The organism is Undibacterium umbellatum, assembly GCF_014284125.1.
GTDB lineage: Bacteria > Pseudomonadota > Gammaproteobacteria > Burkholderiales > Burkholderiaceae_D > Undibacterium > Undibacterium umbellatum.
The window spans coordinates 169,587-184,219 of record NZ_JACOFX010000012.1; the positions used below are offsets into that span (position 1 = coordinate 169,587).

Sequence of the window (14,633 nt, forward strand, 5' to 3'; positions counted from 1 at the left end):
TTAGCCTATCTTGGGCACAAGGCGTTTTTCACTGATACTGGCCTTGGCTCTTTCCAGCATGTCGATGGCAGCAGGGCCACGCAACAGGGTGACAGCCACGGCCAGCGCATCGATGTAAGTCAGATGCGCAAGACGTGAAGTCATGGGGGTGTAGATGTCAGGATCTTCTTCCACGTCTACACCTATATGCACGTCAGCCAGTTCTGCCAGCGGGCCGCCACTGGCGCACAATACCAATATCTTGGCGCCAGCCTGTTTCGCCAGTTGTACACTGTCGATCAGGTCGCGGGTGCGTCCCGTGCGGGAAAAAGCGACGACCACGCAATCACTGTTTAACAAAGTTGCCGATTGTGCCTGCAAGTGGGCATCGCAAAATACTGTAGTTGGTATGCCAAAGCGGAAAAATTTCAACTGCGCATCGATAGCCAGTGCGCCAGAATAACCCAGGCCATAACATTCTATGCGGCGTGCTCGGGCCAGCAAGTTGACTGCTGCTTCAAAGGTCGCGGTATTGGCATTATTGCGTGCTTCCATCAGGGCAGCGATGGTGCGGTCAAATACTTTGGGCAAGACATCGCGTACATGGTCAGCCTGATTCACATCCAGATGCAAAAACGGGATGCCTGTGGCAAGACTTTTGGCAAATGCCAGCTTGAAGGTCTTGAAGCCGTCGAAGCCGAGGCTCTGGGCAAAGCGGGCTACCGTGGGTTCGCTGACATCACAAGCTTGCGCCAAAACCCGTATCGACATCTCCAGCGCATCGTGTGGCTTTTGCAGTAAAAATTCTGCAACCTGCCGCTCGGCACGGCTCAAGGCTGTGCTGGCAGTGCGTATGCGTGCCAGCAAACCTTTTTCAGGAGGTGTGTTGGGTTTATTGTCAGAAAACGGATTGGCCATATACATGTGTTTTACGGACACCAGAAAACATCTATGGTACAGCCTGCTTCACGCAACAAGGAGGCAACCGGCAGATTATTTTCTATCGCCTGTTCCAGCACCTGGCGTTTTTCTGCACCAGTGATCACCAACCAGATGCGTTTGGTATTGAGCAGGCGCGGCAAAGACAGCGACATGCGGCTCTGGCGGGTTTGCGGATGCACAGCCGCCAGGCACGCCAGGTCATCATGCTGGGTAGGCGCACCAGGGAAGAGGGATGCGATATGGCCATCAGCCCCCATGCCCAGCAAGACTGCGCTAAAAGCTTGCGGCAATTGTTCATTCAGGCGCACATTGATGGCTTCGGTCGCTACTTCCGGCGTGCTGGAAGCATTTTTCAAGGATACCAGTTGCCAGCGCTTGTCTGCAGCAGAGCCAGACAGGCAACGGCGGAACAAGCCTTCATTGCTCTGGGTATCCTGGTCCGGCACCCAGCGTTCATCAGTGGCGACGAGTTTGATGGGATTATGCGCATCTATATTCGACAGCAACTGATCCAGGCGTTGATATACAGGTGCAGGCGTGGAGCCACCAGCCAGGGCAAAGCTGCTGCCATCTGGTGTGGTCTGTATGACGTCCAGCCATTGCTGGCTCAGAGCTTCGGTCAGTGCCGAAAAATTGTCAAAGGTATGGTATTTCATGGTCATTTTATCGCTTAGCTTTCAACGAATTCTTCACCCCAGGCTGCTCCATGCTGTGCCAGCAAATAACTGGCGGCAGACGGGCCCCAACTGCCTGAGATATACGACTTGAGACCTTCGCTATCGTTTTGCCAGGCGCTCATGATGGGGTCTATCCAGGCCCATGCCGCACTCAGTTCATCATCACGCACGAACAGGGTCAGGTCACCATGCATGGCGTCGAGCAAGAGACGCTCATAGGATTCAACGCGGCGCGAATTGGATACTTCAGCAAAGTCCAGGTTCAGGGCAACGTCAGACAGACGGATACCTTCGCCAGGTTCCTTGGCCTTCATGTACAGTTGTACACTTTCTTCTGGCTGCAAAGAAATCACCAGGCGGTTAGATCGCAAAGGCCCTTGCGACTTACCAAAAATCGAATACGGAATAGGTTTGAAATTGATCGTGATCTCTGCACTGCGGCTGGCCATGCGCTTGCCAGTACGCAGGTAAAAAGGTACACCAGCCCAGCGCCAGTTATCGATCTCTGCGCGGATGGCAACAAAGGTTTCTGTGCGTGAAGACGGTGGCACGCCAGGCTCATTCTGGTAAGCGATAACCGGTTTGCCATCGACGGCGCCAGCACGGTATTGGCCGCGTACGGTTTTCTTGCTGACTTCATCGGGCGTGAACTTGTGCAGGGCGCGCAAGACTTTGACTTTTTCGTCGCGGATGGCGTCAGGGTTGGCATTTACAGGTGGCTCCATGGCGACGATGGACACCAGTTGCAGCAAATGGTTTTGTACCATGTCACGCAGGGCGCCGGTATGGTCATAGAAGTCACCACGTGATTCCACACCTACTTGTTCAGAGATGGAGATTTGCACATCCTGTATCCATTTGCGGTTCCACAAAGGCTCAAGGAAGGAATTGGCAAAGCGCAATGCCAGCAGATTTTGCACCATCTCTTTACCAAGGTAATGATCAATACGGTAAATCTGGTGTTCGTTCAGGTAAGAACGCAGGGAGTGATTGATCTCTTTGGCGGACTGGGCATCGCGCCCCAATGGTTTTTCTACCACCACGCGGGCATTGCCCTCGACCAGGCCATGCTTGGATAATTGCTCGACCACGGGGATAAAGATGTCAGGGCCAGTCGCCAGGTAAAACAGGGTCGCGTTGGTTTCGCTGGTTTGCAGGCTGTCTTTCAATGCGGCGAAATCTTCTGGAATACGCGCATCGATTTTTGAATAATGCGTGGTTGCCAAAAAGGCTGCACGCTTTTCTTCTGTCGCACCATCTACATTAGACGCATAAGATTCTATGGCGGCAGCGACACGCACACGGAATTCTTCATCAGTCAGCTTTTCCCGTGCTGCACCAATGAACTTGAAGTTCTGGTCCAGCCGGCCATTCACAAATGCGCTATACAAAGCAGGGATGATCTTGCGCTTGGCAAGATCGCCAGTGCCGCCAAATAAGACAAATGTGGTCATGCTGACTCCGGGTTGTGGTTGTTATGTTGGGTGCAATACAGACGCTTGCTATGTGTTGCCGTATGTTGCTATGTATTGCGACAAATGTACTAGATTGATGATAGTGATTTATCTTGATTATGCCAGAAAATATTCAAAAATGTAGTTTCATTACGATAAATTTGATAGTTGTGCCAAAAAAAACAGCGAAATATCAAAATACTGAAAGTTTGTTACAGAAATGAAGGGATTTATGCTATCTTTGTTGGCATTGATTCAGTATAGCTACAGCTTTCTTATTTTGCCCAAACGGGTCACAGGTGTTTATATGACGACATCCCCATCCACTGCGTTGCACCCTGTTATCGACAAGGTCACACAGCGCATTGCCGAGCGCAGCAAATCCCTGCGCAATACTTATCTTTCCCAGTTGGAGCAAATGCGTGGCCGTGGCCCGCGTCGCGCCAGTCTGTCTTGTGCCAATCAGGCGCATGCCAATGCGGCCATGGATAGCGGCACCAAGATCTGGCTCAACCAGGCACAAAAACCGAATATAGGAATCGTTACCGCTTACAACGATATGTTGTCGGCACATCAGCCGTATGAACATTATCCTGTGCAGATACGCCAGACAGCCTTGCGCTTTGGCGCTACTGCCCAGGTAGCTGGTGCCGTGCCAGCCATGTGTGATGGCGTGACGCAAGGGCGTCCTGGTATGGAGTTGTCGCTGTTCTCACGCGACGTGATTGCACAGGCGACTGCAGTGGCTTTGAGCCATGATGCTTTTGATGCGACGCTGTGCCTGGGTATCTGCGACAAGATCGTGCCTGGCCTGCTGATAGGTGCACTGGCCTTTGGTCATTTGCCAACTATCTTCATCCCAGCTGGCCCTATGGGTTCTGGCTTGTCGAATAAAGAAAAGGCGGCAGTGCGTGAACGTTATGCGCAGGGTAAAGCAACGAAAGAAGAGTTACTGGCAGCAGAAAGCGCGGCCTATCATAGTGCAGGCACATGCACCTTCTATGGTACAGCCAACAGCAACCAGATGTTGCTGGAAGCCATGGGCCTGCATTTGCCAGGTGCCGCCTTTGTCCATCCATCTGACCCTTTGCGCAGTGTGTTGACAGACGCAGCAGTGGAACGCGTCCTGCAATTGACAGAGCAAAGCAGCAATTACAAGCCTATCGGTCAGCTGGTCAATGAAAAAACCATCGTCAACGCCGTCATCGCACTGTTGGCAACAGGCGGTTCAACTAACCACACTATCCACTGGATTGCCGTGGCCCGTGCTGCTGGCATCATTATCGACTGGCAGGATTTTGATGAATTGTCATCAGTTGTTCCTTTGCTGACCCGCGTCTATCCTAACGGTACGGCAGACGTGAATGCCTTTGAAGATGCTGGCGGCCCAGTCTTCGTAATACGTGAACTCTTGTCTGCTGGCCTGATGCATGCAGATGTCATGACGGTGTATGGTAATGATGGTTTGAACTCACACACCAGCCGCCCGGTATTGACTGAAGATGGCAAGGTCAAATGGGAAGCGCTGCCTGCAGAATCGACTGACGCTACGGTCGTTCGCAATGTGACTGATCCATTTGCGCCTACTGGTGGCCTGCGCTTATTGCATGGCAATCTGGGCCGTGCCATCGTCAAGGCATCAGCCGTGCCTGAAGATGCATGGATCATCAAGGCACCAGCAAAAGTATTTGAGTCACAGGATGCACTGGTCAAGGCTTACAAGGCGGGCGAATTGAACATGGATTTTGTCGCCGTCGTCATCTTCCAGGGCCCGCAGGCGAACGGCATGCCTGAGTTGCATCAGTTCACGCCGGTGTTGGGCAGCCTGATGTCGGCTGGCTATAAGGTCGCGCTGGTGACCGATGGGCGCATGTCGGGTGCATCCGGCAAAGTACCTGCGGCATTGCATGTCAGCCCTGAAGTGGCGCAGGGTGGCCCCCTGGGTAAAGTGCGTGACGGTGACGTGGTTGAATTGAATGTCCATACCGGCGAATTGCGTGCCTGGGTTGATGCAGATGTCTGGGCACAACGCGCCGTACGTGAACTTAGCAAGGAACCTATCTTTGGCTATGGCCGTGACCTGTTTGCTGCCCAGCGTCGTGTCGTGACTGCGCCTGAGCATGGCGCGTCTACACTTTTCATCGATTAATTTTCTGAAAGCGAACCCAATCATGAGCCTGAATATCAGCATGAGCAAGCGAAACATCATCGCCCAACTGGAACAAATCCGCGTACTGCCTATCCTCGTTACTGATGATGTTGATCAGGCGATAAGGTGCGTGACGACGCTGGCAGAAAATGGTTTGCCAGCTGTGGAAATTACTTTGCGCACGCCAAATGCAATGACAGTCTTGCGTGAAGTCGTCAAGGCTTGCCCGACAGTGACCGTGGGTGCAGGTACGATCCTGACGCAGGCACAACTGGATGCAGTCAGGGAGACAGGTGCAGCCTTTGGTATCAGCCCTGGCATCACACCTTTACTGGCAAAAGCGGCTGCTGATTCTGGCCTGCCTTACTTCCCTGGTGTTGGTGGTGCCAGCGATTTGATGCTGGCGCTGGAGCATGGCTTCAATGTCGTCAAACTTTTTCCTTCCGATATCGTCGGCAGCACCAAGATGGCCAAGGCACTTGGTGGCCCTTTCCCTGATGTGAAATTTTGCCTGACGGGTGGTGTTACGGTGGAAGCGACACCAACCTTGTTGCAGCAATCAAATATCCTGTGTGTAGGTGGTTCGTGGATGTGTCCGGCATCACTCATCAATGCAGGTGATTGGGCAGCAATTAGCGTACTTGCTGCGGCTGCTGCAACAGCAGGTAAGAGGTAGATACAGGTTTGAATTAAAAATTTTAACAGTTTTTGCTAAGCACTTTCACTAATCACTTTTCGTTAATAAGCAAGATTATGGTCACTTCCGTATCGCGTACTCCTATCTGGGGTTTGTTGCAGCAACGTGCCACCAACATGCCTAACCTGAAAGAACTGTTTCGTGCTGATCCACAGCGCTTTACGCATTTTTCAGCTTCTGCCTGCGGCATCATGTTGGATTATTCCAAGCAACGCATAGACACCACCGCCAAGCTGAATTTGCTGGCATTGGCGAGGCAGCAGGATGTAGAGCCACGCCGCGATGCAATGCTACGCGGGGAAGCGATCAACCAGACGGAAAACCGTGCAGTATTGCACACGGTATTGCGCTTGCCTAAAGGCGAGTCTTTTGATTTGAATGGTGAAAACATTGCTGCCGATGTGCACCAGGTGCTGGCGCAAATGCGCAGCTTCAGTGATGCAGTCAGGGAGGGGCGTTGGCAGGGGTATACCGGCAAGGCCATACGCACTATCGTCAATATCGGTATCGGTGGTTCCGACCTTGGCCCGCAAATGGCTTGCATCGCTTTGGCACCATGGTCGCAAAAAAACCTGTCCCTGCATTTTGTCTCTAACGTCGATGGCCGTCATGTGGCAGATGCCCTCGCCAATGCTGATCCTGAAACGACCTTGTTCGTAGTCGCATCCAAAACTTTCGCGACCATGGAAACCCTGACCAATGCCCGCACTGCGCGTGAATGGATGCTGTCACATGGTTGCCCGGTCGATCAGATACGCCAGCATTTCGTGGCACTGAGCACGAATGTCAAAGCTGCTGCTGATTTTGGCATTGCGCCTGAAAATGTCTTCCCGTTCTGGAACTGGGCTGGTGGCCGGTATTCCATGTGGAGTGCGATAGGCCTGTCGATTGCGCTATATGTAGGCGCAGACCGTTTTGAAGAAATGCTGGCTGGCGCTCATGAAATGGACCTGCATTTCGCCCAGGCACCGCTGGAACAAAACCTGCCAGTATTGATGGCTTTGATAGGTGTGTGGAATATCAATTTCCTTGGCTTGCAAGCCTTGTCGATTGCACCTTACCACCAGCGTATGACACGCTTGCCAGCTTACTTGCAGCAGCTGGAAATGGAAAGCAATGGCAAGTCTGTCACGCGTGAAGGCCAGCGCGTCGATTACACGACTTCACCTATTTTGTTTGGTGAAGCAGGCACCAATGGCCAGCATGCTTACTTCCAGTTATTGCATCAGGGCGCAACGATAATTCCTACCGACTTTATCGTGGTTGCTGATGATGATGCAGGTTTGCCCGGTCATAATCAGGCACTGCTGGCAAATTGCTTTGCTCAATCCAAGGCCATGGCCTGGGGCAAGAGCATGGCAGAGGTAAGGGCTGAACTCGGTGATTTGCCAGAAAAAGTACTGGCACCACGTGTGTTTGAAGGTAATCGCCCGACCTCGACAGTCTTGCTGGATTCTCTGACGCCACGTTCTTTGGGGGCACTGATCGCCTTGTATGAACATAAGGTGTTTGTGCAATCCGTGATCTGGGATATCAACGCTTTTGATCAATGGGGTGTTGAGTTGGGCAAATCGCTGGCGCAGCAATTGATCAGCCTTGATCCAAATGCAGTCAAAGAAGATTACGATAGTTCAACCAAGGGCTTACTGATGGCAGTTGGCCGTAGTCATAAATTGAAAAAGGCTGCCTAGTATCATGTTTGGACACGCTGATGTTGTAAGCAAGCCTCAGCGTGTTTGATATATTAGTTTGCAAGCGTTGCTGTAAGCATGCTGTCAAGGCAATGGCTTACTCTGTAGAGCGCTTTCTTCGACACTGTAAATATATTGTCGTACCTAGGCGCACAAGAATTTTCATCGATCTGTTTTTATCCTTACCGTAGAATTTGTCAGCATGAACGCCCACCTACACCCGCAATTAAAAATGAACGATATCAGCGACGACAAAGACCAGAGCCTGCGTGAAGACATACGCAGGCTGGGCCGCATATTAGGCGACACGGTAAGAAACCAGCATGGCGATGAAGTGTTTGATCTCATCGAGCAAGTGCGCCAGAATTCCATACGCTTTCGCCGTGATGCCGATGAAGCCGCTCGTGCTGAGCTGGAAACTACGCTCGATACATTGACCAATGACCAGACTACACAAGTCATACGTGCTTTCAGTTATTTTTCACATCTGGTGAATCTGGCAGAGGACCAGCATCATATACGCCGTACCCGTGCGCATTTGATTGCAGGTTCTGCACCGCGCCAGGGCAGCCTGGCACATACCATAGAGGCCCTGTACAACACAGGGCACAGCAGCCAGCAGTTGCTGGACTTTTTTGAGACTGCGCAAGTCTTTCCGGTATTGACGGCCCACCCAACAGAAGTGCAGCGCAAGAGCATTTTGAATTGTCAGATGGTGATTACCCGTCTGCTCGATGAGCGCGACCGTATGCAATTGACGCCGGAAGAATCGGCAGCCAATGATGAAGCGCTTGGGCGCGCAGTATTGACCCTGTGGCAGACTCGTATGCTGCGTACTTCCAAATTGTCTGTGCTCGACGAAGTGGAAAATGGCTTGAGTTTTTATGACTACACTTTCCTGCGCGAATTGCCGCATCTATATGCTGGTCTCGAAGACCTGCTGGCGAGTAAGGATGCCGCTTTGACGCAAACAGAGCTGCCCAGCTTCATGAAAATGGGCAGTTGGATAGGCGGTGACCGTGACGGCAATCCTTTCGTCACTGCTACTGTGCTTGAAAAAACCCTGGCCATGCAGGCTACACGTGCGTTTAAATTCTACCTTGAAGAATTGCACACTCTAGGTTCGCAATTATCGATGGCGAACCTGTTGGTGAAAGTCTCTGACGACTTGCTGGCCTTGGCTGAACGCTCGCCAGATCATTCGCCGCACCGTTCTGACGAGCCTTATCGCCTGGCTATTAGCGGTGTATATGCGCGCCTGTCAGCGACCTACAAACAATTGCTGGGCCTGGAACCTGTCATACATCCCAGCGGCATCGCCGAACCTTATGCAACCGCAGAAGAACTGGCAGCGGATCTTGATATCGTTCACCACTCTTTGCATGCCAACGGTTCTGCTGCGATTACGCGTGGCCGTTTGCGTCACTTGCGCCGTGCGGTCAAGGTATTTGGTTTTTATCTAGCACCTATCGATTTGCGCCAGAATTCAGACGTGCATGAACGCGTTGTGCATGAGTTACTGCAAGCAGCTAATCCAGAATTGAAGTACCTGGATTTGAATGAAGACCAGCGTATAGAAATTCTGATTAAAGAAATCAGCTCAGCCCGTCCGCTGGCTTCACCTTACCTGACATATTCGGAAGAAACACAATCGGAACTGGCAATCTACCGCGCCGCCTGCACTGCGCAAAAGCGCTATGGCAAAGGCTCAGTACCGAATTGCATCATCTCCAAAACCGATGGCGTGTCTGATATGCTTGAACTGGCCTTGCTGTTGAAAGAGTCAGGTTTATTGCATCCGGCAGAAGGCCGTGTTGATGTCAATATCATCCCGCTGTTTGAAACTATAGGCGATTTGCAGAATAGTGCACCTGTCATGGACAGGCTGTTTGGCATTCCTGCTTATGCACGTCTGCTTGCCAGCCGCAGCAATGCACAAGAAGTCATGCTTGGTTACTCTGATAGTAACAAGGACGGCGGTTTCCTCACTTCAGGTTGGGAATTGTATAAGGCCGAGCTTGATCTGATAGCGATATTCAGCAAACACCAGGTGCGACTACGACTTTTCCATGGACGTGGTGGTTCAGTCGGTCGCGGCGGTGGTCCTAGCTATCAGGCGATCCTGGCGCAACCCGCTGGTGCAGTGCAGGGGCAAATTCGTTTGACTGAACAAGGTGAAGTGATTACCGCCAAATATGGTAATCCTGAAGTTGGTCGTCGCAATCTGGAAGTGCTGGCTGCAGCCACTATGGAAGCCAGTTTGCTGGCACATACAGAACCGGCACCACGTCCTGAATTTTTATCGGCGATGGAAGAATTGTCTGACCATGCTTTCAAGGCCTATCGTAATCTGGTCTATGAAACTGAAGGTTTCGAGCAGTATTTCTGGGAATCGACAGTCATTTCCGAGATTGCTGGCCTTAACATAGGCAGTCGCCCAGCATCGCGTAAAAAATCGACAGCGATAGAGGATTTGCGTGCCATCCCCTGGGTATTCAGCTGGTCACAATGTCGGCTTATGTTGCCGGGCTGGTTTGGGTTTGGCTCAGCTGTACAAGCTTACTTGAAGGCCCATCCTGATAACGGTTTGCAGACTTTGCAAGCAATGTTTAAAGAATGGTCTTTTTTCAGTACTGTGCTATCGAATATGGAGATGGTGCTTGCCAAGAGCGATATCGGGATTGCCAGCCGTTATGCGCAATTGGTCAAGGATGAATCCTTGCGTAACCGCATCTTTCCGCGCATACAGACTGAACATGAAGCGACCATAGAAATACTGAAGTCTATTTCTGGCCAGGATGAATTGCTGGCGGCAAATCCTTTGCTGGCACGTTCGATACGCAACCGTTTCCCTTATCTGTCACCATTGAATCACGTTCAGGTAGAATTGCTGGAACGCTACCGTAAGGGTGATGAAGACGAGCGAGTGCGTCGTGGCATACATTTGTCCATTAATGGTATTGCTGCTGGTTTACGTAATAGCGGTTGATTCTTTTGTTTCCTATGTCTTATGAAACCTTCCCTTGAATGTCAGGGAAGGTTTTTTATTTGTAATGACGCAAGATCCCCTTTTACTTGCGCTGATTCAAAGAGGGGAATAGGTGACCCGGTTATAATATTGCTATTCGGCTACATGTATGTGTGTTTTTATTGTTCATGCCGTTGCAGTTTGCAATCATGTTTGCCAGCGAAAAGTATCTACCTTCAAAGAATATGCACACCTCAGCATCGTCAGATCCATCTACCTCTCAGCTTGACATTTCCTTGCTAGGCAACTTCCAGTTGAAACTGGATGGTCATGACATCGCTGACAAGCTCAAATACCGCAAAGCCATTTATCTTTTGGCCTATCTGGCGGTAGCCAGCAGTCGCTGGATAGCCAGGGAACAATTGGCAGAACTGCTGTGGCCTGACTTGCCTGGTGCAGCAGCACTGACGAACCTGCGCCAGGTACTCAATAATCTTGGCAAAGTCATCAATACGTCCATTGGTGTCGAGGTTATACAAAGCAAGCGAGATAGTATTGCTTATTTTCCAGATGCGCGGGTACATGTGGATATTGCTACCCTGCTCAATGAATGGCAGGCCGATGACCCGGCTGACCTGTTTTGCACATGGCTGACAAATAGCTTTGAGCCAAAGCTAAGCCAACTCAATCATGATTTTCTTGAACGCTTGGAACTCAATGTAGGCACTGATTTGCAATCATGGATAAACCAGATGCGCAAGCAGTTGCGGGAACGTTGGCGTGATCTGGCTGCAAGGCTCTGCCGTGAGCAGGAACAGGCTGGACGCATTGCTTCAGCTGTGGCGATCGCCAACCTGCTATGGGAACAGGATAGTTTGAACGAAAATACTGCTTCAAAGCTGATACGGCTGTTGCTTTCTTGTGGTGATTTCAAACGTGCCAATTTTGTGTTGAATACGCTGGAGCAGAATTTGCTCGCTGCTTTTGGTACACGTGCATCGGCTTCTACCAGGAGGCTGTTGCAGCAAGACCCCATGCTAGCGGTAGTTGATCACGACCTTACAGGAAAAAAGCAGACTTCAATTGTCAGCAAGGCTGTGACCGAAATCCGCTGGCTTACCTTTGCCTATGTGGATTTTGACCTTTCTCGCTATGCAGGGACAGACGAGGCAGACGCAATTTTGCATATGGATCAGTTACTTTGCACAGCGCGAGAGAAAATCAGCCTGTGGGGCGGGGCTTGCAAGCAGATATTTGGTCAAGGTTTTCATGCGAGTTTTGGTATGCATACCGAACCTGAGCAAGCGGCCTTGAGGAGTATTTATGCCGCACAAGAAATCATGCTTGCAGATGATGCGCGTCAGTACCTGCGCATTGGAATTTGTGCTGGCAATGTCCAGTGTACAGTTGATGAGATGCGCTTTCTTGGTACCTTGCCAAGAATAGCGCAAGAGCTGTGCTGGTCTGCTTCAGCGGGTGAAATTGTGTTTGATCGTATATTGGCAGATCAGATCAACAGCAAGCTGAAAAATGATGTCATACAAGCGCTGGCTCATAATCACTACGCGCATGGCATAGCCAAGTACAGGCTGGCAAGGCAACTCGTGAGCATCGGCGATCAGCAAGAATTTCCTCTCGTGGGGCGTAGTGAAGAGTTACAGACCATATGGCGCCACTGGCAGCTGGCAAAGCAGGCACAACCACAATGGTTGATATTGCGTGGCAATGCTGGCATGGGGAAGACCAGGCTGGCAACTGAAGTGAGCCGCCAGCTCGATACCGCAGAAAACCGTGTCATCCGAATTTATTGCACGCTTGAATACCAACATCAGTCACTGGCAGCCTTGCGACAAGCGCTGGCCGAGCTATTTGCTTTGCCAGCTGTAAAAGCGGAGGACTATCCGGTCAGAATAAGGGTAAGACTGCAGGAGCTGGTACCGGATTCTGAGCTAGATGAAGCAATGCTGCATGCCCTCGTTTCTTTATTTGATCAGAGCATGTGGGTGGAGGCAGATAGCAAGAATCAGATATTTGCTGCCCTGGGCATGTTGTTTGACCAATTGTCCAGGCAAAAGACTTGCCTTGTATTGATCGATGATTTTCACTGGTCAGATTTCGCTACCCGCGAATTTCTGGCCCGTTACGCCGGCAGCCTCGAGAAGCAACAGTTATTGCTGTTGGTAACAACCAGGACAGACGCTCCGTTGGAACATGCTGGCGCCTCACCCGTTGTTATTGAGCTGAATCCCCTGGCTTTTTCTGCTGCAGAGCAAATGGTTGCGGCCTGCGACCGTCGGCATCTTTTGTCGACGCAAGACCAGGCCCGCATAGCGCGTGATTGCGGTGGCATTCCGCTGTTTATTGAGAGGCTTACCCTGAGCCACACAGAAGACGGACAACATCACCTGATATCGGTCAAGGAATTATTGCAGAGCGAGTTGGATAAGCTCGGGCCATACAAGAATATTCTGCAAGTGGCTGCCGTTATTGGTAATAATTTCAATGGACGTGTACTCAGCAGCCTGCTCCCTGATGAAGACGTGGGTGGCCCACTGCAACTGGCCATTGGCTATCGTTTGGTGCAAGCGGGGGCACAGCACGGGCAATATCGCTTTCAACATGCGTTGATTGCAGATGCTGCTTACCAAAGTTTCCCTGAAAAACAAAGACGGCTTACTCATCAATGCGTGGCAGAATACTTAATAAAGGAGTCTGGGACATCGAGTGCAGAAATTGCCCGACATTTTGAAGAGGCGCGTGACTGGCACCAGGCTGCCTCCATGTGGACTATCAGCGGGCAAAAAGCATTGGCAAATGAATTTGCCATGGATGCCTTGCATGATTTTGGCAAGGCGCTGGATATCGCTTTGCAGCCACAATCCGGGTTGACGCATTTACAAATTTCTCTGCGTTTGTCTTTGGGCAATGCTGCGCTGTTATGCCAGGGATATGGATCCCAATTGGGGCATCAGCAGTTCCGGGCAGTCTGTGATAGTTTGAATGACTTACCGGCACCAGATCATGAAGAAACAGAGTCTTTGTTCCGTGCATTAAGTGGTTTGTACATGGGTGGGAGTTCTCAAGGCAAGAGCGATGGCCTGGGTATAGCGCGGCGCCTGGAGGAGTTGGCAGATACGCCAGCCAAGCGGCTGATGGCCTGCTTTTCGCTGGGTAATTCATTGTTCTGGCGCGGGCTGTTTGTAGAGGCATTGCACTATCAACAGGAAGGATTGTCCATCGCTAAGACGCTCAGCCTGGAAGAGCGGCAGCGTTACTGGGCCGAAGATCTTGAGATACTGATACGCGCCTTCCTGTGCTGGAATCTGTGGTTTTTGGGCGATGCCTATGCCCATGAACTGGCAAGGGAAAGTACCTTGCTGGCCAGAGAGCGCAAAAAAAGCCATGCCTTATGCTTTATGCTGACTTTCAACACGGCCATGTGCTGGACTGCTGGTCAAATGGATGAAGTCACCATGCTTGCAGGAGAGGGAGTACAACTGGGGACACAATTTGGATTTCCATTATGGCAGAGCATGAATAGTTTGTTTTATCTTTCTGCGCAGGCAAATGGCAATAAGCTCGAAGACATCAAACCCGCCCTGCAAGCAGCAGAAAATTTGCACGGTGCCTACCGCGCAGGTACCACCACGGCCAGTTGGGTATTGGCAAGTACGCTGATCAAATTGCAATGCTGGGAGGAGGCAAAGTCTTTGTTGGAAAAGACACTAAGCGAGATTGACAAGTACGAGGATTATTACTGTCATGCAGACTTGCTGCGGTTGAGCAGTTTGTGTCACATGCAAGAGGGAGATATCGATCTTGCGATTGAAACGCTTGAAAAGGCCTTGAAGATGGCAACAGCTCAAGGGGCTTTGGGATTGCTTGATGCAATCAGGCAGGCAATTGTAGATTCTCAGCTACTGCAGCAAAAGCATGCTTTGCTGCAGTAGCTTAATGATCAAGCCATAAACCTCGCCAGATACTCAGGTGAATTAATAAACTGCCCGATCAGCGTCACCGTATCAGTCACTGATTGTGCCAACAGTTGATCAAACACCACCTGATCTGGTGCATGA

8 protein-coding genes are annotated in these 14,633 nt (G+C 50.9%); 5 read left to right on the forward strand and 3 right to left on the reverse strand.

Going from position 1 to position 14,633, the window contains the following annotated elements:
* Genes H8L47_RS20180 through zwf form a run of 3 tightly spaced genes read right to left on the reverse strand, consistent with a single transcriptional unit; the run spans position 1 to position 3,052 of the window.
* Positions 1-918: an SIS domain-containing protein gene (locus H8L47_RS20180; RefSeq protein ID WP_186955400.1), complete on the reverse strand. Its 918-nt coding sequence runs from the start codon at positions 916-918 to the stop codon at positions 1-3.
* A complete protein-coding gene (gene pgl, locus H8L47_RS20185; RefSeq protein WP_186955401.1) occupies positions 909-1,577 on the reverse strand; it encodes a 6-phosphogluconolactonase in 669 nt (222 codons plus the stop codon). Before pgl ends, H8L47_RS20180 begins: the two co-directional genes overlap by 10 nt.
* Positions 1,578-1,591: 14 nt before the next feature.
* Positions 1,592-3,052: a glucose-6-phosphate dehydrogenase gene (gene zwf / locus H8L47_RS20190; RefSeq protein WP_186955402.1), complete on the reverse strand. Its 1,461-nt coding sequence runs from the start codon at positions 3,050-3,052 to the stop codon at positions 1,592-1,594.
* 307 nt (positions 3,053-3,359) lie between these two features.
* Here zwf and edd point away from each other — a divergent pair, with 307 nt between their 5' ends.
* The 5 genes from edd (at position 3,360) to H8L47_RS20215 (ending at position 14,507) form a co-directional block, all read left to right on the forward strand.
* Positions 3,360-5,201: a phosphogluconate dehydratase gene (edd, locus tag H8L47_RS20195; protein ID WP_186955403.1), complete on the forward strand. Its 1,842-nt coding sequence runs from the start codon at positions 3,360-3,362 to the stop codon at positions 5,199-5,201.
* A 22-nt stretch (positions 5,202-5,223) separates the two neighbouring features.
* Complete coding sequence (gene eda, locus H8L47_RS20200; protein ID WP_186955404.1) at positions 5,224-5,877, forward strand: bifunctional 4-hydroxy-2-oxoglutarate aldolase/2-dehydro-3-deoxy-phosphogluconate aldolase; 654 nt, start codon at positions 5,224-5,226, stop codon at positions 5,875-5,877.
* Positions 5,878-5,954: 77 nt separating this feature from the next.
* The gene (gene pgi / locus H8L47_RS20205) at positions 5,955-7,589 is read left to right on the forward strand and encodes a glucose-6-phosphate isomerase (RefSeq protein WP_186955405.1); all 1,635 of its coding nucleotides are present in this window, start codon (positions 5,955-5,957) and stop codon (positions 7,587-7,589) included.
* Positions 7,590-7,821: 232 nt separating this feature from the next.
* On the forward strand, positions 7,822-10,578 hold the full coding sequence (ppc, locus tag H8L47_RS20210) for a phosphoenolpyruvate carboxylase (protein ID WP_230413834.1): 2,757 nt from the start codon (positions 7,822-7,824) through the stop codon (positions 10,576-10,578).
* A gap of 224 nt (positions 10,579-10,802) precedes the next feature.
* Positions 10,803-14,507 (forward strand): AAA family ATPase, encoded by a 3,705-nt coding sequence (locus H8L47_RS20215; protein ID WP_186955406.1) that lies wholly within the window; start codon positions 10,803-10,805, stop codon positions 14,505-14,507.
* Positions 14,508-14,633: the final 126 nt, after the last annotated feature.